General features: G+C 47.2%; 21 protein-coding genes. 11 read left to right on the top strand and 10 right to left on the bottom strand.

Features of this window, described 5'->3' with window-relative positions; genetic code table 11:
• The first annotated feature begins 107 nt into the window (after positions 1-107).
• The 4 genes from CLV42_RS21420 to CLV42_RS21435 are packed head-to-tail and all read left to right on the top strand — an operon-like array spanning position 108 to position 3,676.
• Positions 108-995 (top strand): decaprenyl-phosphate phosphoribosyltransferase, encoded by an 888-nt coding sequence (locus CLV42_RS21420; protein ID WP_106603978.1) that lies wholly within the window; start codon positions 108-110, stop codon positions 993-995.
• Positions 995-2,326, top strand: coding sequence for an FAD-binding oxidoreductase (locus CLV42_RS21425; protein ID WP_106603979.1), 1,332 nt, complete (start codon positions 995-997; stop codon positions 2,324-2,326). The genes CLV42_RS21420 and CLV42_RS21425 overlap by 1 nt, the downstream gene beginning before the upstream one ends.
• A 31-nt stretch (positions 2,327-2,357) precedes the next feature.
• Positions 2,358-3,089 (top strand): SDR family oxidoreductase, encoded by a 732-nt coding sequence (locus CLV42_RS21430; protein ID WP_106603980.1) that lies wholly within the window; start codon positions 2,358-2,360, stop codon positions 3,087-3,089.
• Positions 3,086-3,676, top strand: a complete 591-nt coding sequence (locus CLV42_RS21435) for an HAD family hydrolase (protein WP_106603981.1) — start codon at positions 3,086-3,088, stop codon at positions 3,674-3,676. The genes CLV42_RS21430 and CLV42_RS21435 overlap by 4 nt, the downstream gene beginning before the upstream one ends.
• Positions 3,677-3,763: 87 nt before the next feature.
• On the opposite strand, the gene CLV42_RS21440 is transcribed toward CLV42_RS21435, so the two are convergent.
• From CLV42_RS21440 to CLV42_RS21455, 4 genes are all read right to left on the bottom strand, one after another.
• Positions 3,764-4,534 (bottom strand): acyl-CoA desaturase, encoded by a 771-nt coding sequence (locus tag CLV42_RS21440; RefSeq protein WP_106603982.1) that lies wholly within the window; start codon positions 4,532-4,534, stop codon positions 3,764-3,766.
• 311 nt (positions 4,535-4,845) lie between these two features.
• Positions 4,846-5,868 (bottom strand): oxidoreductase, encoded by a 1,023-nt coding sequence (locus tag CLV42_RS21445; protein WP_211303507.1) that lies wholly within the window; start codon positions 5,866-5,868, stop codon positions 4,846-4,848.
• A 79-nt stretch (positions 5,869-5,947) separates the two neighbouring features.
• On the bottom strand, positions 5,948-6,838 hold the full coding sequence (locus tag CLV42_RS21450) for a helix-turn-helix domain-containing protein (RefSeq protein ID WP_106603983.1): 891 nt from the start codon (positions 6,836-6,838) through the stop codon (positions 5,948-5,950).
• 20 nt (positions 6,839-6,858) lie between these two features.
• The gene (locus CLV42_RS21455; RefSeq protein WP_245901709.1) at positions 6,859-8,472 is read right to left on the bottom strand and encodes an ABC transporter substrate-binding protein; all 1,614 of its coding nucleotides are present in this window, start codon (positions 8,470-8,472) and stop codon (positions 6,859-6,861) included.
• A gap of 143 nt (positions 8,473-8,615) precedes the next feature.
• On the opposite strand from CLV42_RS21455, the gene CLV42_RS21460 reads away from it, so the two are divergent.
• A complete protein-coding gene (locus CLV42_RS21460; RefSeq protein WP_106603985.1) occupies positions 8,616-10,256 on the top strand; it encodes a M1 family metallopeptidase in 1,641 nt (546 codons plus the stop codon).
• Between the two features lie 74 nt (positions 10,257-10,330).
• On the opposite strand, the gene CLV42_RS21465 is transcribed toward CLV42_RS21460, so the two are convergent.
• Complete coding sequence (locus CLV42_RS21465; protein WP_106603986.1) at positions 10,331-10,996, bottom strand: NADPH-dependent F420 reductase; 666 nt, start codon at positions 10,994-10,996, stop codon at positions 10,331-10,333.
• A gap of 183 nt (positions 10,997-11,179) precedes the next feature.
• Positions 11,180-11,917 (bottom strand): menaquinone biosynthetic enzyme MqnA/MqnD family protein, encoded by a 738-nt coding sequence (locus CLV42_RS21470; RefSeq protein WP_106603987.1) that lies wholly within the window; start codon positions 11,915-11,917, stop codon positions 11,180-11,182.
• 65 nt (positions 11,918-11,982) lie between these two features.
• Between CLV42_RS21470 and purB the strand changes: the two genes are divergently transcribed.
• The gene (gene purB, locus CLV42_RS21475; RefSeq protein WP_106603988.1) at positions 11,983-13,323 is read left to right on the top strand and encodes an adenylosuccinate lyase; all 1,341 of its coding nucleotides are present in this window, start codon (positions 11,983-11,985) and stop codon (positions 13,321-13,323) included.
• 372 nt (positions 13,324-13,695) lie between these two features.
• Here the strand turns inward: purB and CLV42_RS21480 are convergent, their stop codons facing one another.
• Positions 13,696-14,052: a YraN family protein gene (locus tag CLV42_RS21480; protein WP_106603989.1), complete on the bottom strand. Its 357-nt coding sequence runs from the start codon at positions 14,050-14,052 to the stop codon at positions 13,696-13,698.
• A gap of 77 nt (positions 14,053-14,129) precedes the next feature.
• Between CLV42_RS21480 and manA the strand changes: the two genes are divergently transcribed.
• Both manA and CLV42_RS21490 read left to right on the top strand, forming a co-directional pair.
• Entirely contained in the window at positions 14,130-15,356 is a 1,227-nt protein-coding gene (gene manA / locus CLV42_RS21485; protein WP_106603990.1) for a mannose-6-phosphate isomerase, class I, read from the top strand.
• Positions 15,357-15,388: 32 nt separating this feature from the next.
• Positions 15,389-15,985 carry a DUF6580 family putative transport protein gene (locus CLV42_RS21490; protein WP_106603991.1) on the top strand — a complete coding sequence of 199 codons (597 nt, stop codon included), beginning with the start codon at positions 15,389-15,391 and terminating at the stop codon, positions 15,983-15,985.
• Between the two features lie 139 nt (positions 15,986-16,124).
• Here the strand turns inward: CLV42_RS21490 and lepA are convergent, their stop codons facing one another.
• Positions 16,125-17,915, bottom strand: a complete 1,791-nt coding sequence (lepA, locus tag CLV42_RS21495; RefSeq protein ID WP_106603992.1) for a translation elongation factor 4 — start codon at positions 17,913-17,915, stop codon at positions 16,125-16,127.
• A gap of 131 nt (positions 17,916-18,046) precedes the next feature.
• On the opposite strand from lepA, the gene CLV42_RS21500 reads away from it, so the two are divergent.
• The 3 genes from CLV42_RS21500 to CLV42_RS21510 all read left to right on the top strand — a co-directional run bounded on the left by CLV42_RS21500 (position 18,047) and on the right by CLV42_RS21510 (position 20,307).
• Complete coding sequence (locus CLV42_RS21500) at positions 18,047-18,307, top strand: acyl-CoA-binding protein (RefSeq protein ID WP_106603993.1); 261 nt, start codon at positions 18,047-18,049, stop codon at positions 18,305-18,307.
• Between the two features lie 80 nt (positions 18,308-18,387).
• Positions 18,388-19,620 carry an ornithine--oxo-acid transaminase gene (gene rocD, locus CLV42_RS21505; RefSeq protein ID WP_106603994.1) on the top strand — a complete coding sequence of 411 codons (1,233 nt, stop codon included), beginning with the start codon at positions 18,388-18,390 and terminating at the stop codon, positions 19,618-19,620.
• 42 nt (positions 19,621-19,662) lie between these two features.
• Positions 19,663-20,307, top strand: coding sequence for a VIT1/CCC1 transporter family protein (locus CLV42_RS21510; protein ID WP_106603995.1), 645 nt, complete (start codon positions 19,663-19,665; stop codon positions 20,305-20,307).
• 419 nt (positions 20,308-20,726) lie between these two features.
• Here the strand turns inward: CLV42_RS21510 and CLV42_RS21515 are convergent, their stop codons facing one another.
• Together CLV42_RS21515 and CLV42_RS21520 are read right to left on the bottom strand one after the other, a co-directional pair.
• Positions 20,727-21,125 (bottom strand): hypothetical protein, encoded by a 399-nt coding sequence (locus CLV42_RS21515; protein WP_106603996.1) that lies wholly within the window; start codon positions 21,123-21,125, stop codon positions 20,727-20,729.
• A gap of 7 nt (positions 21,126-21,132) precedes the next feature.
• On the bottom strand, positions 21,133-23,328 hold the full coding sequence (locus CLV42_RS21520) for a S9 family peptidase (RefSeq protein ID WP_106603997.1): 2,196 nt from the start codon (positions 23,326-23,328) through the stop codon (positions 21,133-21,135).
• Between the last annotated feature and the right edge of the window lie 188 nt (positions 23,329-23,516).

A 23,516-nucleotide genomic window follows, 5' to 3' on the forward strand; every position in this document is an offset into this window, starting at 1 on the left:
AACATGAACGGGCTCAAAAATAGTAGAATTTACGCGAAAATAGCATTTTATGGTGTCGTTGTTCGGCAATCAGTTGTATCTTGGCGGCAATATTAAGTTCAATCCCCGTGCAATATTTAAAACTGTTAAGACCCTCCCATTGGGCAAAGAACCTTTTTTTATACATTCCCCTTTTCTTCGCGGGAGAGATATTCAACCTGCAAAAGGTGATGGAATTATTGATCGGATTTTTTGCATTCAGCCTCATTGCCAGTAGCATCTACATCATTAATGATTATAGAGATGTAGAGGCAGACAGGATACATCCGGTAAAGTGTAAACGCCCCATCGCTTCAGGTGCTGTGGCAAAACCCGCTGCACTGGTTTTCTTTGTGTTATGCCTGGTGATAGGTGGCTTACTGGCCTGGTATGTCAGACCGAAATTTGCATTTGTTGTAGGCATTTACTTCATTATCAATTTATTGTATTCCTTTGGATTAAAGAATATTTCGATCCTGGATATCCTGATCCTCTCAGCAGGGTTTGTATTAAGGATAAAAGCAGGTGGTGTAGCTGCTAATATAGCCGTATCAGAATGGCTGATGATCATGGTGTTCCTGCTGGCATTGTTTATGGCTATCGCCAAACGCCGCGATGATGTGCTGATCAAAACCCAGTCCGGACAGGATATGCGGAAGGCTGTTAAAGGGTATAACATGGACTTCATGAATGTAATGCTGGCCCTCGTATCTGCCGTGATCATTGTGGCATATCTGATGTATACCATGGCACCGGAAACGATGTCACGCTTTGGTACTTACCGCCTTTATTATACATGTCTTTTTGTAATTGGTGGATTATTACGATATTTGCAAATAACTTATGTGGAGAATAATACAGGTTCTCCTACCAAAATCCTATACAAAGACCGTTTCATTCAATTAACCATACTCCTGTGGGTGCTGAGTTTTTATGTGATTATTTATTTACCCACTAACAAAAGTTTTTTTGAGTAATGGAAAAACGGTTGGCAAACTGGGGGAACTACCCCGCTATCTCCTGCGACGAATCAACATTTTCGCAGGAAGAACAAGTGCAGGATTTTATATCCACACATTCATCTGTGATTGCCCGTGGAAACGGGCGCTGTTACGGCGATGCTTCGCTGGCGCAACACAGTGTTTCTACCCTTAAATACGACAAGGTACTCGCTTTTGATACCACTAAGGGCATCTTCGAATGTCAGTCCGGTATTACACTCGATCAGATCCTCGATATTATTGTTCCCCAGGGATGGTTTCTGCCGGTGACGCCCGGTACGAAATTTATTACCGTCGGCGGTGCAGTTGCCTCTGACGTACATGGGAAGAACCATCACGTAGATGGCTCATTTTCAGGTCATATCATCGATATGGACATCATCACGGGTAATAAAGAAACCATTACCTGTTCTGCAAACAATCACTCCGACCTTTTCTGGGCTACCTGTGGTGGTATGGGCCTCACCGGTATTATCACCCGGGTGAAATTCGGTCTGAAGAAGATCAGTACCGCATACATCCGTCAGAAGCAGATCAAGGCCCGCAACCTGGAAGACCTGATCCGCCTCTTTGAAGAATATAAGGATTATACCTACTCCATGGCCTGGATCGATTGTCTGAAGAAAGGTGATGCCTTCGGCCGCGGTATCCTCATTGTTGGCGAACATGCCACCCCGGAAGAACTGAATGAACAGCAACGCAAAGCCCCCCTGCAACTTGCCCCGAAACGTAAACTGTCGGTGCCTTTCAATCTTCCTTCCTTCGTACTCAATACCCTGACTGTCAAGGCATTTAACTGGTTATATTACTTAAAGAATACCAAACGGGAGATCAACGGTGTCATTCCTTACGAACCATTCTTCTACCCCCTCGATGCCATCCTGCATTGGAACCGGGGTTATGGTAAGGCCGGATTTGTACAGTACCAGTTTGTACTGCCCCTGGAAAAGAAAGAAGGACTGGTAGCTATTCTGCAGAAGATCAGTGACGCCGGACTGGGATCTTTCCTGGCGGTACTGAAGGTGTTTGGTAAACAGGACAGCCTCATCTCATTTCCGATGGAAGGATATACGCTAGCGCTTGACTTCCCTGTTCGTAAAGGGCTGTTTGAGTTCCTTGACAAGCTGGACGCGATCGTGCTGCAATATGGAGGCCGTCTGTACCTGTCGAAAGATGCCCGTATGAAACAGGAGGTGTTCTGGCAGAGTTACCCTAATGCGCAAAAATTTGCCGATATCATCAAAACATACAATGGTGCTAAGCTGTTCCGTTCTGTACAGTCAGACCGGTTGCTGCTGACAGAATAATCTTCTACCTAAAATACCGACAATCAATTATATGCCTACTGTTCTTATTCTGGGAGCCGGGTCAGACATGGCTGTTGCCATTGCCCGCGAGTTTGCCAGGAACAAATACGATATTCAACTGGCTGCCCGTAACGTAGCTTCCCTCTCCGCTCTGGAGCAGGACCTTCGCATCCGTTACCAGGTAAGTGCCAGCTCCCATGCCTTTGACGCAACTGATTTTACCAGTCACGCTGCTTTTTACAGGTCCCTTTCGCAAGCGCCGGATATCACCATTACTGTATTCGGTTACCTGGGTTCACAGGAAAAAGGGCAATCCGACTGGACTGAAGCTGCCCGCATCCTGCACACCAACTATACCGGTGCGGTATCCATCCTGAATATTGTGGCAGACGAATATGCGGCCCGTGGCAATGGTACCATTGTTGGCATCAGCTCTGTAGCTGGCGAACGTGGCCGTCAGAGTAACTACCTTTACGGTAGCGCCAAGGCCGGGTTTACGGCTTACCTGAGTGGTCTCCGCAACCGCCTTTTCCTTAAAGGCGCACATGTGCTGAGCGTTCAACCGGGATTTGTGTATACCCGTATGACCGAGAACCTGAAACTGCCCGCTCCCCTGACAGCCCAGCCACAGGATGTTGCAAGGGATGTTTACAGGGCGGTGATCGCAAAGAAAAACGTTATTTATACGAAATGGTTCTGGCGTTATATTATGCTCATTATCAAATCAATACCTGAGGGTATCTTCAAAAAACTCAAATTATGAAGCCAGCCATTGCTTTCTTCGATTTTGACGGTACGATTACCACGAAGGATACCTTGTTCGAGGTCATCCGTTTCCATAAAGGGAATGGAGCATTGTACACAGGTCTGGCATTGTTGTCGCCAGCTTTGGTTATGATGAAGCTGGGATTGATCTCTAAACAGAAGGGGAAAGACCTGGTGTTACAGTACTTTTTCCGTAACACACCTATCGACGAGTTCCGTGATAAATGTGCCGCTTTCTGCCGTAACCGGCTGCCTGGTCTGATCAGGGAAAACGCCCTGAAAGAGATAAATCAGCACCTGACCAAAGGACATCGTGTGGTGGTGGTGACAGCTTCCGCGCAGGAATGGGTAAAGCCCTGGTGTGATGGTGTGGGTATTGAATGTATCGGCACCCAGCTGGAGATCCGGAATGCCAGGGTTACCGGCCGTATATATGGTGTGAACTGCAATGGTGAGGAAAAGGTTCGTCGCATCCGGCAGCAGTACGACCTGCCCATCTTCGGAGATATTTATGCCTACGGCGATACCAATGGAGATCGACCGATGTTACAATTAGCCACCTTTGGCTTCTTCAGGAAGTTCTGAAAACACTCAGGCCATCAATCACAGTCGGTCTGACGGTAGTTGATGGCCTGAAATGCATCTATCTATTTCTACTTACTACTTTCGCTTTTAAGCTGCTGCTTTCATTTTCACTACTTTCACCTTAGCGGTTTTCAGTTTAATGATTCCGATAGCATTGAAGAATTTCATCACCGGATAAGTTGGATCCAGTTCAAACCATTTCTTAGCGAAGTTTGGACTGTCTTTATACTTGTGGTGGTTGTTCTGGAACAGTTCGCCCAGCAACAGGATACCCCATGGAGAGGTATTTTTTGATTTATCACCGTTGTCGAAGCTCTTGTAACCGTATTTATGACCACACCAGTTCACAACAGCACCCTGTACAGGCCCGATCAGGAAATGGATAGGTAATAACAGGAACCAATACCAGGCTGGAGCGAACGCCACATAGAAACCTATGTAAATACCTGCCCATGCCAGGCGTGTAATAGTATGATCACCGAAGCGGTCCATCGCATTCCAAACCGGCAGCGGAGGATTGGTCGTAAATTTCTCGTCCAGTACTTTTTCACCGGTGTAGATGTCATTGTACAGTTTACGAGTCTGCCACATCATGCTCCATACATCTTTGAAGAAGTGAGGAGAATGCGGGTCATGCTCAGTATCGCTGTATTCGTGGTGCATACGGTGCATAGCGCCATAAGCACGCGGTACTAAATAAGATGTTCCCTGGAAGAACCATGTACAGAAGTAAAATATCCGTTCCCAACCTTTACTGGTAGTATACATCTGGTGGGATGCATATCTGTGCAGGAAGAAAGTGTGAAAGAACAAGGATAAGAACCAGTGTGAAAAAAAGAATATTAAAATCGCAGTCATTTTCTCTCTTTAAACGTAATCAATTTAAGTTGTCAAAGGTAGCTTAAAATGAGCGGTAAGCTTCATAAATAATTACGTATCAATTATAGAGGCAGCTTATATAAGTAGTAAAGTAGGCCACAGGGGCGTGTTTAGGGAAATGTTAAAATTTATTTAACAACCGGCCTCAAACACAATAATGACGCTGAAAATTAGTTTAACACAGGTTTTTAGTCCTTCGCATACCTGATGATCAATGATCGTCCCGGCAGCTACTTTAATGTTGTATTTTTCTCCTGTACTTCAGGCCCTATTCCGGTCACCAAACATTGTTACAGGCTTACACCTGTCAGCTGTTCACTTAGCTCCCACAATCTTTCAGCCGCTACCGGATCTATCGCATAAGGGAATACGCCAAACGCTTTGGACGCCACACGTTTGCTGAGATCATTACTGCCCTCGGTTTTATCTTCAGTGGCTATCGGAGATATATCGCTATTCTCACAGTACACACCTCCTATCCCATTCAGTTGCGGACTTACCGCACACCATACACTGGTCGCCGCTCCCTGTTCAATTGTCTTCAGCTGCCTTGCCGGATCAAGTATCGGTTTGCCATCCTCATCAAACACCCCTGCTTTTTGCAGTTCCTCTGCTGACATATGTCGCTTGAGATCAGTATCAACGATACTACCGGGATGTACGGCGAAGGCACGGATACCTTCTTTCTGACCACGTCTGTCCAGTTCTACAGCAAAGAGCACATTGGCTGTCTTTGATTGTCCGTAGGCCTTCCAGCGATCATATTCCCGGTGCTTAAAGTGCAGATCATCAAATATAACCTGGGAAAAACGATGCCCCCAGGAGGACAGCGCCACTACCCTTGCACCATTGGCGCGGCGTAATGCCGGCCAGAGCTTGACCACCAGCTGAAAATGTCCAAGGTGATTGGTGGCAAACTGTGATTCATATCCGCGCTTGTCGAGGGTAAATGGATTAGCCATGATCCCCGCATTGTTCACTATGATATGTAAAGGTTGCCCGCTGGCCAGGAAGCTGTCGGCAAAGGCATCAATGGAAGCCGGATCTGCGAGGTCGAGCGCCGCTATCTGCACCCGCTCAATTCCTTTCAGCGCCCTGGTAGCTTTCGCTATATCCCGTGCAGGAACGATCACGGTGGCCCCTGCTTTACTGAGTACCCTTGTTGTTTCCAGACCGATGCCTGCATAACCACCGGTAACGATGGCCACTTTGCCCGACAGGTCAATACCTTTTAATACATCGGTGGCTGTAGATGCGCCATCAAATCCTGAATCGATTGGTGCCTGTTGTGTCACTATTTTATTCATTTCCATAGATATTAATTTTTCTGATTCAAAGGTAGAATCATCACCTATGGGAACTTTGTGTGCAGCAAACCATTATTTGTAAAAATCAAACCTGACGATAAAGGGAGGGTGCAACCTTTACCCGCTTTTTGAAGAAGTTATTGAAGTGTGCCTGGTCCTCGAATCCCAGGGCAAAGCTGATCTCTGCTATGTTCAGATTAGTATGTTTCAGCATGGCCTTCGCCTCTCCTACCAGTCTGTCGAAAATATGATCTGTAGTCGTTTTGCCGGTCTCGGTCTTCACCGCCCGGTTGAGGTAGTTCACATGAATGGAGAGCCTGTCTGCGAAGTCTTTAGGGCTGCGAAGCAGGATACGGCTGGAGAATAATTCAACCGGGAACTGCCTTTCCAGCAGATCCAGAAAAGCGGTCGTTACCCGTGCGGTGGCATTGGACTCTTTCTGAGGATTGGCCGCAGGCACCAGCTTCATAGCATAATAGATCAATTCACTGACATAACTGCTGATCAGCTCATATCTGTAAGCATAGGTGCTATTGAACTCCCTGAGGATCTTTTCAAACAAATCAGTCACCTCTTTTAAAGTGGTGCCTTCAAGCGCGAAGACTGGCCGTGCATCCGGCATAAAGAGCGGAATCTCTTCCAGTTTCAGCCGCAGGCCTTCCCGGAAGAATTCATCTTTGAATACACAGGAATATCCCGAGATGTCTTCTTTCAGTAGTTCAAATGTATAGGGCACCCTGGAATTCAGGAATAACAGTGTATTATCGCCTATCGTAATACTCTGATCTCCAAAATGTAAGATGCATTCGCCACTAAATAACATGATCTTATAGTAATCCCGGCGGGTGTAAGCAGCATTCGAAACGCCCGACCGTATGTGTTCCTGTAGGGTGTAGACATTAAAATAGGGACCGGGATAATGATCGGTAGTGGGATTACAGGAATGAGCGTCCCACGATTGAATTGTCCTGCTCATAATGCTGCTTTTTGCAAATATCAAACTTTTATTCTGACTTTCCGTAGTTCCAGCAGGTTGAGGGCATTACTAGTAAATCCCTGTACATTGGGTTGTACCAGGTGAATGACCTGGTCGTAGAACAAGGGCACCACAGGGGCATCTGCTACTATCATCCTGTCCATTTCCTGGTAAAGCAGGTAACGGAGGGAGTCATTATTCTCCCGCAGGGCCTGTTCGTACAAGCGGTCGAAGGCGGGATTGGCATATCTTGTATAGTTAGGCGGAGCGCCATTTTTGCTGTAAAATACTGCCAGGTAGTTCTCCGCATCTGCATAATCGCCTATCCAGCTGGCCCGGAAAAAGAGCGCCTGCGACTTGGCGGTTTGCTCCAGCAATAAAGCCTTCTGCAGCACCTCTACCTGTATCGGGATACCTACCTGCTGCAACTGGTTGGCTACATAATTGGCATAGTCTTCATAAATAGGGATCGACAGCAGATGCATAACCGGCAATCCCTTCCCTTCCGGGTAACCGGCCTCCCGCAATAGTTGCCTTGCCTTCGCAGGATCATAGGGATATCCCTTTACCCTGATTGTATCAAAAGAAGGTAAGCCCCTGGGTACAAAACCCGCATTGGCCGGCGTCCCAATGCCATTCCGGAGGTAGGTGATCATCCTGGCTCTGTCAATGCTGTAATTAATGGCTAGTCGTATCTTCTGCAAACGGGAAGGTGAGACCTTTACCACGTCCTTAGTCGTATCTAACAGAAATCCGAAGTATTCGATATTCAAAAAAGGGCTCTTATCGAGCACCAGCTTTCCCTCCCATTCTTTCTTCAACATCCCTTTTTTTGTGAGCACTTCGTCTTTAAAGGAGGCATCGATATCATTCATAAAATCCAGCTGCCCCTGGCGAAACAGCAGGAACTCCGTCGCCTTATTGTCCTGGAATGTGACCTTCACCGCATCAAGATATGGCAGTGAATGGCCCGTGCTGTCCTTTTCAAAATAACGGGGATTACGGTGGAGGACCAACGCCTGTCCTTCTTCCCAGAGTGAGAACATGAAAGGACCAGTGCCACAAGGGTATTTCCGAAAGTCCTTCCCGTACTTCTCCACCACTTCATGTGGTACGATAGAGCAGTATTGCATACTCAGAATACCCAGTACAGGGTGAAAAGGCTGTAACAGGGTAAGTCGGAAGGTGGAGTCGTTCAACGCGCGAAAGCCTGTATCCGGGTCAACTTTCCCGTTAAAGATCCAGGCGCCCGGAGATGCTGTATTGGGATCTATGATACGTTTCAGGCTATACGCCACATCAGCGGCTGTCATCCGGCGTCCTTTACCATCAGAAAATGCAGCATTGTCATGAAAGTAAACGTCTGTACGCAGGTGAAAGGTGTAGGTCTTATAATCAGGGGCCACTTCCCAGCGGGTAGCCAGGGATGGCCGGATATTGAGCTGATCATCAGGCTCTACGAGTGTGCTGTATAACTGTTTTACTGCCCAGATAACTGACTGGTTTTTGGCAAATGCAGGATCGAGGGAGGCAATACCTTCCTGTACATTATAGCGGAATACCTGTCTGCCAGAAGTGGGCGGATGCCCGCAGGCGGCAAGCAGTAAAATGAACGGTATGAAAAGGAATCTCATGTACATGTAGTAATCTTACAGCCATCGACCGCTTCCTGCTTACCGTTCATGTATATCTACAAAAACCGTAAAGCATTGGTCATTCAGCGCGTAGGCATTATTAGTGAAAATTAATACCTTTCCGGGATAAAATAAGATTTTCTATGCGAGGCATACTGATGCTTTTCCTGGTTTTGCTTACGGCGCTTACTGCCGGTGCCCAACATCAACAGACATTTACACGCGCTGATAGCTTACGTGGAACCATCGGCAGGGAACGTGCATGGTGGGATGTGAAATCCTACGATCTGCATGTTAAACCGAATATCAGTGACAGCTCCCTGGAAGGCCACAACGTGATTACCTACAAGGTCCTGAAAGTAGACAGTATCATGCAGATCGACCTGCAGGAACCGCTGGAGATAGACAGTATCACACAGGATAAACAATCCCTCATCTACAAAAGGGAAGGCAATGCCATTTTCGTTACCATGGTTGCCAAAAAGCAGGTGAAAGGTAAAGACAAGAAGATCACCATCTTCTACCACGGAAAGCCAAGAGTGGCGGTGAACCCACCATGGGACGGTGGACTGATCTGGCGGAAAGATAACCAGGGCAGACCCTGGGTGGCTACTGCCTGTCAGGGCCTGGGCGCCAGCGTATGGTGGCCTAATAAAGATCATCAGAGTGATGAACCTAACAACATGACTATCAGCATCACTACGCCTCCCGACCTGGTAGATGTCTCCAATGGTCGCCTGAAAAAGAAAGCAATGGACCACGACGGGAATATCGTTTGGACATGGTATGTCAGCAATCCGATCAACAACTACGACGTAGTGATGAATATCGGCCACTATGCCGAGTTTAAAGACGTTTACTCCGGCGAAGGTGGTAAACTGGACCTGGACTACTGGGTACTTGATTACAATGTGGATACGGCTAAAACGCAATTTGAAGTAGTAAAGCCTATGATGAAGTGTTTTGAAGCCTGGTTCGGTAAATATCCTTTCTATAAAGACAGCTATAAACTGGTGGAATCTCCTCACCTGGGCATGGAGCATCAGAGCGCGGTGGCCTATGGTAACAAGTTCAAAATGGGCTATAAAGGGATTGACCTTTCCGGCAGTGGCTGGGGATTAAAATGGGATTTCATCATTGTACATGAAAGCGGTCATGAGTGGTTCGGTAACAACATCACTACCAAAGATATCGCTGATATGTGGGTGCATGAGAGCTTTACCAACTATTCCGAAACCCTGTTCACTGAATGCGAATATGGTCCGGAGGCTGCTTTCCAATATATCACCGGCATCAGGAAGAACATCAAAAACGATGCGCCTATCATCGGGGCGTATGGTGTAAACAACGAAGGCAGTGGCGACATGTACTACAAAGGCGCTAACATGATCCATACCATCCGCCAGATCGTGAACAACGATTATGTATTCAAGGAGATCCTTCGTGGATTGAACAAGACCTTCTGGCATCAGACGGTGACTACCCGTCAGGTAGAGGAATACTTCAACGAGAAGACAAAGATGAACTTCAACAAGGTATTCGAGCAATACCTGACCCATACATCTATTCCTACACTGGAATATCATATCGAAGGTTCACAGCTGAAGTTCCGTTGGGTAACAGACGTGGAGAACTTTAATATGCCTGTAAAGGTAACACTGACAGATGGAGGATACCGTTTCATCTATCCAGGAAGAAACTGGCAATCAACAGGTATCACCTTGTCAGATCCGAAGAACTTTAAGGTAGATCCAAACTTCTACGTGAACGTAAAGGAGATTTAAGCGTAGCCTGATATCATTGAAAACCCCGGACCAACAGCCCGGGGTTTTCATTTTATAATGGTGTATGTATATCCTTACTTCACCAGCTTGAAGGCATGGCTCCAGGTGCCTGTCCTGAATCCATATGCATACCAGAGTATGCTCAGGGGCTCTATATTCCGGCTCATTTCGATCGTCCCCATATCCACGATATCTTTCCAGCCCATCTCATTCAACAGTGTCGTCACGGCCATTTTCGCTGCCCGTTTATTACCACAAATGAACATTGTAGGTGTTTCCTTTTCCGCTTCCTGCTGGGAGCGGAACATCGATTCGTGACCGATACAACTGAGTGCTTTTACCACATGCGCATCTGGAGGCAGCCATGCCTGCAGCTGTTCGCCTGCCGAGTTGGTGTGACCAATAGAGAAGGTGAGCCGTCCCTGCTGATCAGGACCTTTGCCATCCAGGGGATTGGTGACATCCACCACTACTTTGTTCTTAAAGTTCCATAGTCCGGCAGACTCAATGGCTTTCTGTGTTCCTGCCCAGCTGGTACAGATGACCAGCAACTCTCCCTGGGCGGCTGCATCCCGGAACGGGGCAGCTGTAACACCGGGGCCTCCTTTTTTCTTGATCCATTGCTGAAGGGATTCTTTCGCAGGATTGCGGGTACCGAGTATCACCTCATGACCAGCCCTGATCAATCCTTCCGTTAACGTGAGTCCGACAGGGCCGCTACCCAGGATGCCAATTTTCATGCTGCAGGAATTTGTGTGAACAGATGGGGTAACTAATATAAAGAAAAAAGCTGAATGAGATGCCTAATTGCTTCAGACTGATGCAATTGATATGAGTAGTTGGAGATAATAAAATGTATAGGTAACAACACGATAATGGCGTACCACCAGCGCAGGCCCGCCATTATCGTGTTGTCAACGCCCTTAAACCAGGTAGCTCAGGAAACGTTGCATTCCCTGCCGCTTTGAAGGAGTAAGCGGGTAACTGATGTTCTGGGTGTAATAAGTTGTCAGATCATAAAGCGGATAAGCATTTTCCGCCACAACCGCAGGGATGTTATGTATCCCGATACTATTTGCGTTGCTGAATTCCTGGATAAACTCAACAGGCAGCGGCTTATTGCTGATCCAGGCCGCAAATACGAATGGCAGACTGGTAAACCGCATCCAATGTTCCGCCAGATCATAGATAAAAGGAGATACATGGCGTTGCGCCAGTGCACGGTCGCCGATCACAAGACCCGCATCCGTACCTTTGATCTTATCCTGGTAGTCGCCGGTAGTCTCTATCAGCTCTGCATCCAGTTTCCAGTGCTCCCGCACCAGTACTTTCAGGAGGGCCACAGAAGTACGGCTCTGGTAGTCAAGGTAAATACGTTTGATCTCATTGAGTGGAACATCACTGAAAAGGCAGACAGAAGCAACAGGACCTTCCGCACCAATACAATAATCAGAAATGATATGATATTCTTTCAGTTTCGGGATAATAGCCACAGGTACGAGGGCTACATCTACTTCTCCATCAATCAGCTGCTGGGCAATCTTAGCAGGGTAATCAACACTCAGTTCAAGCATTTTCATCACCGGGTGGTCCCTGAATCCGTATAATAATGGCCTGGTATTCAAATAACTTACTGCCGCTACTTTTACTTTCCGTTCCAATTTCAGTAATTTTGCCGGCTAAATTAGGTAAAAAGTGATAAACGCTCACTTAATCAAATAACATTATGCAATTACAAGCTTTAACCGCCATTTCTCCTTTGGATGGACGCTACAGGAGACAACTGGAAGAACTGGCTCCTTACTTTTCAGAATTTGCACTGATCCGTTACCGTGTGCAGGTAGAGATCGAATACTTCATCGCACTGTCAGAGCAGAAGCTGTTCACGCTCACTAAAGGCCAGGTACCGGCATTGCGTAAGATCTACCAGGATTTTACCATCGAGAATGCACAGCTGATCAAAGAAACGGAAAAGGTGACCAACCACGACGTGAAAGCTGTAGAGTATTTTGTTAAGAATGAGCTGAAAACGCTCGGACTGGACGACAAACTGGAATGGGTGCATTTCGGTCTTACCTCCCAGGACGTTAACAACACCGCCACACCGCTGTTCTGGAAAGACGCGGTAGAACATGTATACATGCCTGCCATCGCCAACCTGATACTGGTCCTGAAAAAGATGGGCAAGTCCTGGATGAAGATCCCGATGCTGGCCCGTACCCATGGTCAGCCGGCTTCACCTACCATCCTCGGAAAAGAGATCCTGGTATTCGTGGAAAGACTGGAAGGACAGGTAAAACTGCTGGGAGAGATCCCCTTCGCAGCCAAATTTGGTGGTGCAACCGGTAACTTCAATGCACACCATGTGGCATTCCCGAAGATCAACTGGGAGAAGTTTGGCGATAAATTCGTGAACAATACCCTCGGACTGCAACGTATGAAATATACCACTCAGATCGAGCACTACGACAATATCTCCGCGCAGTTTGATACCCTCAAACGTATCAACACGATCCTGATAGACTTCTGCCGCGACGTGTGGACATACATCTCCATGGATTATTTCAAGCAGAAGATCAAAGCCAACGAGGTAGGTTCTTCCGCTATGCCACATAAGGTGAACCCGATCGATTTCGAAAATGCAGAAGGTAACCTCGGACTGGCCAACGCCATCTTCGAACACTTGAGTGCCAAACTGCCTATCTCCCGCTTACAGCGTGACCTGACCGACTCCACCGTCCTCAGAAACGTAGGTGTACCATTTGGTCACACCATACTGGCATTGAAATCCGTTCAGAAAGGCTTAGAGAAACTGATCCTGAATGAAGCGAAGCTGCAGGAAGACCTGGAAAACAACTGGGCCGTTGTAGCAGAAGCTATTCAGACGGTACTCCGCAGAGAGAACTTCCCGAAACCATACGAGGCACTGAAAGACCTCACCCGTGGCGGCGAACAGATCAACCAGAAGACCATGCATAAGTTCATCGATGGTTTGAAGATCAGTGCTTCGCTGAAGAAAGAGCTGAAGGCAATTACACCACAGAATTATACAGGGGTGTGGAGCTAAGCGACACAGATTGATTAAGTAGTTTACAATAAAGACGGATTACAGATATTATCACACAACGTGCACATTATCTGTAATCCGTCTTCAATTTTACTGAACCTAATAATTTACAAACACAAAAATATCTGACCGCCAACCACCTCAACGCACTTCCAAGTAGCGGAAGGTTTCAGATGGAGACCAACGGGGCCTTAGCCCTTTGAGATGCTGATGCGATCAACCAGGGGGTTAATAGAATTCAAAAAGCTCAATACGCCTGATAAAGCTCAATAGCAAGGATCGAAAAGGGGTACAGCCCGTGGTCCCATCTGAAACCGCAGCAACTTCCCTCCAATCTCTCTAACCTTCGCTAAGATCAATCAAAAGAGCAACTCAGAACGCATCCTCAAAATGCACCAACTCATACTCCCCATCCGGTCGAAACGTAATCGAAATCACATCAAACCTGATCGCCGGCGGTAACCGCGGCAGCTTATCCATATATACATTCGCTGCCGCCTGAATATGCCTGCGCTTAGCAGCATCCACATGCTGCTCCGGCCAGCCAAAAAGATCCGTCGCCAGTGTCTTCACTTCAACAAATACAAGGCAATCCGGCTTCGCCGCAATAATATCTATCTCCCGACGCTTATGCCGCCAGTTCACCGCTAAGATCTTATACTGTTGATGAAGCAGGAATTCCTGTGCGATCAGTTCCCCTTTTTTGCCCAAAGCTATATGGGATGCCATTGTTTTGACTATTTTTGCTGTTCCTATCGGAAAAGACAACAGGTTAACAATTCTAGGAAAATACAAACATATTACGCATGAGCGAGAAGAAATTATTCAGATTGGAAGGTAAGGTTCAACATTATGCATGGGGTGGATATCATTACATTCCTGCCTTATTGGGTATTCCCGAAAATGGTAAACCAAGTGCAGAGTATTGGATGGGTGCACACCAGAGCGCCCCTGCTGTTATCGCTACCGGTACACAGCCTTCCACGCTGGACCAGCTGGTAAAAGCCGAACCTGAACATGTGCTGGGACCTAAGGTATGGAAACGCTTCGGCGAGTTACCTTACCTGCTCAAGATCCTGGATGTAAAAGACATGTTGTCTATCCAGGTACACCCAACCAAAGCAGAGGCAGAAAAAGGATTTGCCAGGGAAAATGAAGCCGGTATTCCGCTGAATGCTCCTCACCGTAATTATAAGGACGCCAACCATAAACCTGAGATCATGGTGGCCCTCAGTGAATTCTGGCTACTGCACGGATTCCTGCCGGAAGATAAACTGAGAAAGGTATTACAGAACGTAAAGGAGTTCGCGTCGCTCGCTCCCATCTTTGAAAAAGAAGGTTACTTCGGACTGTACAAAGCAGTCATGGAAATGCCGCAATCTGAGGTGAATACGATGTTACGTCCGCTGGCAGAAGTTGTGTCAGAAGCGTACAAGAACGGTCGCCTGGCGAAATCTGACCCTGCATTCTGGGCTGGAAGAGCTATCGTGAATGACCCTCAGGGATTGGAAAACCTGGACAGAGGCATCTTCTCTATATACTTCTTTAACATTATGGAAGTGCATCCAGGACAGGCAGTGTTCCAGGATGCCGGTATTCCACATGCTTACCTTGAAGGGCAGAATGTGGAGCTAATGGCCAATTCTGATAACGTATTACGCGGCGGACTGACACCTAAACATATTGATGTACCTGAACTGCTGAAACATACCCGTTTCGAACCAGTACATCCGAAGATCCTCAGCGGCGAAAGTGTAGCCGGCGGACTGGAAACCATTTACCACTCTCCTGCACCGGATTTCGTGGTAAGCCGTATCGCTATGCAGAATGGTCAGCGCTATGAACATACCAGTGAGGCAACAGAGATCATGCTGGTAATGGAAGGTGCTGCTGAGATCACTGAAGCAGGTGGAGAAACTATCTCCCTGCAGAAAGGTCAGGCCGTGGTTACCTATTACCATACTTCCTATAGCATCACAAGCAAAGCAGGTGTTGTGATCTTTAAAGCAAGTGTGCCTGTTGAATCTATTTAAAATCATATCTTTGGTTAAATAATCAACCCATTATGAAAAAGGATTCCATCCGGGAAATACTGATCGTTGCCATGCTGATCTTCCTGTCTGCATTGTGCCGCATTTTCACAAACCAGATCGGTCTGTGGAACTTTAATGCCATCGGCGCAGCAGCATTATTTGGCGGTATCGTACTGAAAGATAAACGCCTGGCGTATGTCGTTCCGTTATTGTCTTTATTTCTGTCAGACGTTTTCCTGCAATGCTTCACCAGCATACATGCACTGGACCGCGATTACCTGGGACAGCTGCTCTTTGTATATGGCGCATTCCTGCTGATCACCTGGATAGGTACCCTTATTAAGAAGGTGAACGTACTCACGTTACTGTTATCTTCTATCGGTACAGGTATACTGTTCTTCCTGATCTCCAACCTGGGTACTTTCATTACAACTGATCTGTATCCTAAAACAGGCGCTGGTCTGTTGGCTTGTTATGCAGCTGGTATTCCTTTTTATAAGTCAGGAGATATGTTCAGCAGCTTTGCGCTGAATGGCCTGATGGGGAATGTATTCTTTACAGCCGTATTGTTCGGTGCATGGACAGCTATTAAACAGGTAGTGATCACACCGAAAAGCCAGTTGGCTTAACAGGTAAGAAATAATATTAAAAAGGCCGGCTGGGAATGTTCTCAGCCGGCCTTTTTTTGTACCTGGTTTAATATCCATCAATAAAAAAGCGACCAGTTTCCTGGCCGCTTTAATTTCCCAAATTTGATATAAACTGCGCCTAGTCATCCAATTTGAGTACTGCAAGGAATGCTTCCTGCGGTACTTCCACATTACCAATCTGGCGCATACGCTTTTTACCTTCTTTCTGTTTTTCCAGCAGCTTACGTTTACGGGAGATGTCACCACCATAACATTTGGCGGTTACGTCCTTACGCATGGCGCTGATAGTTTCACGGGCCAGGATCTTGGCGCCGATAGCTGCCTGGATAGCGATCATGAATTGCTGACGTGGCAGCAGTTCTTTTAGCTTCTCACACAACTTACGACCGAAGTCCTGCGCACGGCTGCGGTGGATCAGGGCGCTCAGCGCATCCACCTTGTCGCCATTCAGGAGGATATCCATCTTCGCGATATCACTGTCACGGTAACCGATCGGTGCATAGTCGAAAGAGGCATAACCACGGGTCTGGCTCTTCAGTTTATCATAGAAATCGAACACGATCTCTGTCAAAGGCATTTCAAACATTAATTCCACCCTGGAAGGAGTCAGATAGTTCTGATTCAGCAGGATGCCCCTCTTACCAAGGCACAGGGTCATAATGTTACCGATATAATCGGGCTTGGTGATGATCTGTGCTTTGATGAATGGTTCCTCGATACGTTCCAGTTTGCTGGGATCCGGCATCTCGGAAGGGTTGTTCACGATAATAACTTCCTGCCGGGTGCTATGGGCAATGAAGCTAACGTTCGGTACGGTAGTGATCACTGTCTGGTTGAACTCTCTTTCAAGGCGTTCCTGGATGATCTCCATATGCAGCATACCAAGGAATCCGCATCGGAAACCGAAGCCAAGTGCCTGGGAAGTTTCCAGTTCGAAGGTCAGGGAAGCGTCGTTCAGCTGGAGTTTTTCCATACAGTCACGCAGCTCCTCGAAATCTTCTGTGTTTACAGGGAAGATCCCTGCGAATACCATCGGCTTTACCTCTTCGAAACCGTTGATCGCTTCCTGGCTTGGATTAGCGCTCAGGGTGATGGTATCACCTACTTTCACCTCTTTAGCATTTTTGATACCGGTGATGATATATCCTACGTCACCTGTCTTAACAGTTTGTGTAGGCTGCAGCCCCAGTTTAAGGATACCCACTTCATCAGCAAAGTATTCCTGGTCGGTATTGAAGAATTTAACTTTATCGCCTTTTTTAATGGATCCGTTGAATATCCTGTAGTAAGCAATGATACCACGGAAAGAGTTGAACACGCTGTCGAAGATCAGCGCCTGCAGCGGAGCTTCAGGATCGCCTTTCGGAGCAGGAATACGTGTTACGATGGACTCCAGGATCTCCTCGATACCGATGCCGGTTTTACCGGAAGCCAGCAGGATTTCCTCCTCTTTACAACCGATGAGCTCTATGATCTGGTCTTTTACTTCAGGGATCATCGCACCCTCCATATCAATCTTGTTGATCACGGGGATGATCTCCAGGTCATTTTCCAGGGCCAGGTAAAGGTTGGAAATGGTCTGCGCCTGAATACCCTGGGCAGCATCTACGAGTAACAGTGCACCTTCACAGGCAGCCAGTGCACGGGAAACCTCATAGGAGAAGTCCACGTGACCGGGAGTATCGATCAGGTTAAATACATACTGCTGTCCCTGATGAGTATAGTTCATCTGGATAGCGTGACTTTTGATAGTGATCCCTTTTTCTCTTTCGAGGTCCATGTCATCCAGTACCTGTGCCTGCATGTCCCTGTCGGAAATGGTTTTGGTATGTTCTAACAGCCTGTCAGCCAATGTACTTTTACCGTGGTCGATGTGTGCAATGATGCAAAAATTCCTGATATTCTTCATATATGCTTTTAAAACCAGGCGTTTAACGCCCCGCGTCAAGCCGCAAAGGTATTTAAATTTTGCTATTCCCGGATAGGAGAACCTGTCGTATTTGGTACTATTTTGTCTACATTTAATGTAAAAAAAATCCCATGGACCTGCTACAACAGTTCGAAGCGGCCGCAACAGCCAGTAAAACATTGTCCCAAAAGCCTGATAATGAAACACTTCTGCAATTGTATTCCCTCTATAAACAAGGTACCGAGGGAGACGTGAACACCGATCCTCCCACCAATCTTTTCGATTTCGTAGCCAAGGCGAAATATGAGGCCTGGCAGAAGTTGAAAGGTAAATCAAAAGAAGAGGCCCAACAAGAGTATGTAGCGTTGGTTACCAGGCTAAAAGGGGCCTGAAAACACAATAGGGCCTTTTCCGGCTTGTTTTCCTTCCCTGCGTCTAATACATGAGCTGTATTGTGTACCTTTGAATCGTTATGTTACACGCATCTAAGATTACAGAAAGAACACAGCATTTCCTTGACCTGGAAGAACAGTATGGCGCCCATAATTACCATCCGTTGCCGGTAGTATTGAACCGGGGTGAAGGTGTATTTCTCTGGGACGTAGACGGAAAGCGTTATTACGATTTCCTCTCAGGCTATTCTGCTGTTAACCAGGGCCATTGTCACCCCGCCATCATCCGTGCCCTGATAGAACAGGCACAGAAACTGACCCTGACTTCCCGCGCATTCCACAGCGACCTGCTCGGCGAATATGCGGCCTTCATTACGGATTACTTCGGCTACGATAAGGTACTTCCCATGAATACCGGCGTAGAAGCCGTGGAAACAGCCCTGAAGCTGTGCCGCCGCTGGGGATATATGGTAAAAGGTATTCCGGAGAACCAGGCAAAGATCATCGTTTGTGCCAATAACTTCCACGGACGTACCCTGAACGTGGTCTCCTTTAGTACAGATCCTTCTTCCCGGACTGATTTCGGCCCTTTCATGCCGGGTTATGAGATCATTCCCTATAATAACCTGCCTGCCCTTGAAAAGGCATTACAGGACAAGAACGTTGCTGGCTTCCTGGTAGAACCCATCCAGGGGGAAGCAGGTGTCATGGTACCCGACGAGGGCTACCTGTCCAAAGCCCGTCAGTATTGCGAAGACGCCAATGTGCTCTTTATCGCCGACGAGATCCAGACTGGCCTTGCCCGCACAGGTAAAATGCTCTGCTGCGATCATGAAAATGTGCGCCCCGACATCCTGATACTGGGTAAAGCCCTTTCCGGCGGAACATTACCCGTAGCAGCTGTCCTGGCTGACGATGAGATCATGCTCACCATTAAACCAGGTGAACATGGCAGTACCTACGGTGGTAATCCGCTGGCCTGCAAAGTAGCTATTACGGCACTGACCGTCCTGAAGGAAGAGAACATGGCGGAAAATGCTGCTGCCATGGGTGAACTCCTGCGAGAGGAACTTGCAGCCCTCCATTCTCCTTATATCAGCACCATCCGCGGTAAAGGACTGCTGAACGCGATCGTCATTCAGCACGAGCATCCGGAAGCAGCCTGGGACCTCTGTCTGGCACTCAAGGACAACGGACTGCTCGCCAAACCTACACATGGCGACAAGATCCGCTTCGCACCTCCCCTGCTGATCACAGCCGCCCAGGTCAGGGAAGCTGTGCACATCATTGGTAAAAGCCTCGAGACATTATAATTTGAAACATTATAAGTTATAGCAGAAATACTATAGCCGCGCATGCCCAAACAACAGAAAGCCATCCGCAGCAGCGGTTGGAAAACAGACTTCCTGATAGGATTTCCTGACGGATTATTACTCTTATTTTTTACGACTTTCCTGTTGCACGGTATGCCTGTCAGCGTACAGCAATTTTATACAGTGAATATCTGTATCTGGCTGGCAGGAAGCATACTGGTAATGATCAGCGCTTTCCAAGCCAACCGGGGAGATCCGCAACATGATGAAAGTACCTTATCTCCGGAAGAAAGACAGAAACTGGAACGCCTCAACATCAGTGAGCCCATTATAGAAAATATCGCCGCAGAAATGCAAAAGGATGCCGTACAATGGGAAGAAACCCTGGCATCGCAACAGGTACAGGAAAAACATTTCAATCTCGCAGCCGCCATCCGGAGCGGATTGCTGACAGGCTTCTCTTTCTTGCTAGGCGGCATCCTCCCGTTTTTACCCTACCTGCGTAACGAGCATTTCACCGCAGCCGCAAATACCAGCGTGTTGTATGTGTTCATTGCAATGACAGTATTCAGCTTCATTAAATCGAAGATGACCAACCAGTCAACGATTCCAATCATCCTAAGAAATCTTGCGTATGGAGCCGCGGTGTGGTTGGGAGCGTTTATCATTCTATTGGTGTTCAGATAAAATTCTCCGGTTACATTATGTGGGTGGGGGATCATCCGTATTTCCCCGGGGTGAGACACCCCGCGCTACAAACAAAACAACCCCTAAAGGGGTTGATTGATGTTTTGTTAGCTACAAACACAACTCCTAACGTAATCGGTCTGAATTGCGGGCACTCCTCCCATCATCAGCCCTCCCAAAGTAGCGGAAGGTTTCAGGTGGAGACCTAAGGGCCTTATCCCTTAGAGAGCCTGATACGCTTGACAGGGGTTTAATATCCATCCAATGGCCCAATACGACAAAAAACGCCCAATAGCAAGTCTCGAAAAGGGATACAGCCCGTGGTCCCACCTGAAACCGCAGCAACTTCCCTAAACATCCCCCAAAAAACAAAGCCTCGCAGAACTCAATCCGCGAGGCCGTAATAAAAAATTTATCCGTTACTCAACCGGCGCCTTCTCCCCTTTCCCATTACTCAAAATCACACACACAAACGCCACGATCGCCGCCATCACCGACAAATACAGCCCGATCTTCCTCTCAGGACACACACCCATCTCACACCTCGAAAACAGCATAAAGTTCCTGAACGTCCACGCCACTAAAAACGCCGCTACAAAAAGGTTCACCCGTGCTGACCATTTCCCGGGCACAAGGAACAATATGCCCGAAACCACAGCCACAAAGATGCTCAGCTTTCCTGGCTCACCGAAACTGGAACCTGCGGTATTCAACCCTGTAAACGCTAAATGTTTACTCTCAATCGTCAGCCAGGGCAAAAATGCACTGATGATCACAATAACAACCGATATTAATCCGAAAATGGTAGGCTTATTCATAATTAAATTATCTCGCTCCCGGAGGACAATGTTCTTTCAAATAGTTAGTGTATAAAATAGACAGGTGTTTGAAGGTGCCCGCACCTTCACTGATGCTGTGTGTACGGTTAGGATAAGACATAAATTGGAACTGCTTACCATTACGGATCAGTTCATTCTGTAGTAACTCTGCATTCTGAAAATGCACATTGTCATCACCGGTACCATGAACGTACAGCAGATTTCCTATTAAGCCTTTGGTATAGGTTACAGGAGAGCCATTCACATAGTCGTCATGGTTTTCCTGTGGTAAGCCCATATATCGTTCCTGGTAGATGTTGTCATAAGTAAAGAGACTACCTACAGCAGCGATAGCAATACCGGTTTTATAGATCTGCGGATAGCGGAACAGCAGGTTCAGTGTCATGCCACCGCCACCGCTCCAGCCCCACACTGCTACACGGGAAGTATCGAGATAACGGTGACGCTTAAACAGTTCCTGCGCACCCGCAGCCTGATCACGTACGTTTACCTGTCCCACGTTACGGTAGATGCTCTTACGCCACTGACGACCTTTAGGCAAAGGCGTACCCCTGTTATCCATAGAAATGTAAATGTACCCGTCAGCCGCCATATCACCGTTATAGATGAAGTTGCGACCAGCACCATACTGGTCTTTAGCAGTAGCAGCAGCAGGTTCGCCGTATACATAAAATACAACAGGATATTTCTTTGTAGAGTCGAAGTTCGTCGGACGAGCCATCCAGCCATCCATGGTGACACCTTCAGGTGTTGTAACCTGGAAGAATTCCTGTCGTGGAGCAAACCGGGAAGTCTGCAGGTCCATCGCAATATTAGTCTTCAGATCATCTTTATGCGTAGGTAAGAATACAAGCTCACTGTGCGGCTGATAAAAGTGATTGGAAAAGCTATGCACCGCCCACTGCGCATCCGGAGAGATGTCATACTCATGGGTACCTTCCTCAATGATAGGAGACACTCTCTGAGGCTCCCCTTTACCATCGAGAGATACTTTATAAAGGAACTGCTGTGTAGGATTGTCAGGAGAAGCCAGTACATACGCCTGGTTGTTCTTTTCATCTATCCTCAGCAGATTGATGATATCATAATTACCCGGAGTAATGAGCGTTTCCTTGCCGTTCATATCTACATTGTACATGTGCCTCCAGCCGTCTTTCTCACTCATCCATACGAATGACTTACCACCATTAACCCAGTCCCATCCTGTCAGGTCATTATTCCAGCGGGAACGGATATCGATCCAGGCAGAATCTCTTTCTTGGTAGATCTGTTTAGTCTTGCCGGTAGCCGGATCAGCAACATACAACACGCTTTCATTCTGTTTTCTGTTGAGCTGTTGTAATATCAATCCTGTGCGTGCCGGATTCCATTCTACACGGGTGATGTAATGTTGTTGCGGATCGCCGGGTACCTGCAACCAGGTAGTCTTAGCGGTGTTGATATCCACCACGCCTACACGGCAGGAGGAAGGACTCTCCCCTGCTTTCGGATATTCCACCGGAACAGTATAAGAATAAAGCGAATCGGTATTATCCATCATCAGGAAGTCCCTGATCTTACGGGCATCTATCTGCCAATAGGCAATAGAGCGGCTGTCAGGGCTCCAGCGGAAGCCATCGCGGCAATCAAACTCCTCTTCATAAGCCCAGTCAAAAGTACCGTTGATCAGGCGACGGTTACCGTCTTTTGTAAGGGCTTTGATCTTACCACTCAGGATATCTTCAACGTATAAATTGTGTTCACTAACGTAAGCCACCTGTTTCCCATCAGGGGAAATTTTAGCGAACATGAGGGAAGAGGCGGGTAATCCTTTACCCAGTTGTTGCAATTTGCCACTGGGAATATCAAGTAACCAGTAGTCACCCCTCGTCTTATATCGCCAGACTTTCTGCGATTTTGTATAGATCAGCCATTTATTTTCATCAGGTGTATAGGAGAAATCCTCCACCTGTATGGCTGCCTGCCCCTTAGGCGTCAGCAGGCTGCTGGGGATCTTTACGTTCTGCCGTCCCTCTTTTGCGTTGTAACTGGTGATACTGGTGCCGTTGGCCTCATAAATAGACTGGCCGTCTTTGCCCCATTGAGTCTGCTTCCATGGTTGGGCGCTGGCTTTCACTGCCAGCAGGCAGACAAAAAAAGTAAGTGCCCTGCTGCCGGGACAACTAAGATAACGTAAACGCATTGTGTCTGGTGAATTTGAAACGGCAAGATAAATCATTGGGTTCAAATGACCCCTTCCACTTGTGGAAAACTTATTGTGGAAAAGTTTTATACAAGTGAGATACAACTAGTTATTAGTTAAATTTATATATTTATACCGGCAAATCGTGCATGAAAATTGCTAAGGTCATACCGTGAATGATCGTCGAA

Source organism: Chitinophaga ginsengisoli (assembly GCF_003014595.1).
Classification (GTDB): domain Bacteria; phylum Bacteroidota; class Bacteroidia; order Chitinophagales; family Chitinophagaceae; genus Chitinophaga; species Chitinophaga ginsengisoli.

Coding starts and splice junctions, on each gene's coding strand:
- CLV42_RS21500 (WP_106603993.1), top strand. CDS start 18,047: ATGGACCTGCTACAACAGTTCGAAGCGGCCGCAACAGCCAGTAAAACA.
- CLV42_RS21510 (WP_106603995.1), top strand. CDS start 19,663: ATGCCCAAACAACAGAAAGCCATCCGCAGCAGCGGTTGGAAAACAGAC.
- CLV42_RS21450 (WP_106603983.1), bottom strand. CDS start 6,838: ATGAGCAGGACAATTCAATCGTGGGACGCTCATTCCTGTAATCCCACT.
- CLV42_RS21425 (WP_106603979.1), top strand. CDS start 995: ATGGAAAAACGGTTGGCAAACTGGGGGAACTACCCCGCTATCTCCTGC.
- lepA (WP_106603992.1), bottom strand. CDS start 17,915: ATGAAGAATATCAGGAATTTTTGCATCATTGCACACATCGACCACGGT.
- manA (WP_106603990.1), top strand. CDS start 14,130: ATGAGCGAGAAGAAATTATTCAGATTGGAAGGTAAGGTTCAACATTAT.
- CLV42_RS21435 (WP_106603981.1), top strand. CDS start 3,086: ATGAAGCCAGCCATTGCTTTCTTCGATTTTGACGGTACGATTACCACG.
- CLV42_RS21440 (WP_106603982.1), bottom strand. CDS start 4,534: ATGACTGCGATTTTAATATTCTTTTTTTCACACTGGTTCTTATCCTTG.
- rocD (WP_106603994.1), top strand. CDS start 18,388: ATGTTACACGCATCTAAGATTACAGAAAGAACACAGCATTTCCTTGAC.
- CLV42_RS21520 (WP_106603997.1), bottom strand. CDS start 23,328: ATGCGTTTACGTTATCTTAGTTGTCCCGGCAGCAGGGCACTTACTTTT.
- CLV42_RS21515 (WP_106603996.1), bottom strand. CDS start 21,125: ATGAATAAGCCTACCATTTTCGGATTAATATCGGTTGTTATTGTGATC.
- CLV42_RS21465 (WP_106603986.1), bottom strand. CDS start 10,996: ATGAAAATTGGCATCCTGGGTAGCGGCCCTGTCGGACTCACGTTAACG.
- purB (WP_106603988.1), top strand. CDS start 11,983: ATGCAATTACAAGCTTTAACCGCCATTTCTCCTTTGGATGGACGCTAC.
- CLV42_RS21490 (WP_106603991.1), top strand. CDS start 15,389: ATGAAAAAGGATTCCATCCGGGAAATACTGATCGTTGCCATGCTGATC.
- CLV42_RS21430 (WP_106603980.1), top strand. CDS start 2,358: ATGCCTACTGTTCTTATTCTGGGAGCCGGGTCAGACATGGCTGTTGCC.
- CLV42_RS21460 (WP_106603985.1), top strand. CDS start 8,616: ATGCGAGGCATACTGATGCTTTTCCTGGTTTTGCTTACGGCGCTTACT.
- CLV42_RS21445 (WP_211303507.1), bottom strand. CDS start 5,868: ATGGAAATGAATAAAATAGTGACACAACAGGCACCAATCGATTCAGGA.
- CLV42_RS21455 (WP_245901709.1), bottom strand. CDS start 8,472: ATGAGATTCCTTTTCATACCGTTCATTTTACTGCTTGCCGCCTGCGGG.
- CLV42_RS21480 (WP_106603989.1), bottom strand. CDS start 14,052: ATGGCATCCCATATAGCTTTGGGCAAAAAAGGGGAACTGATCGCACAG.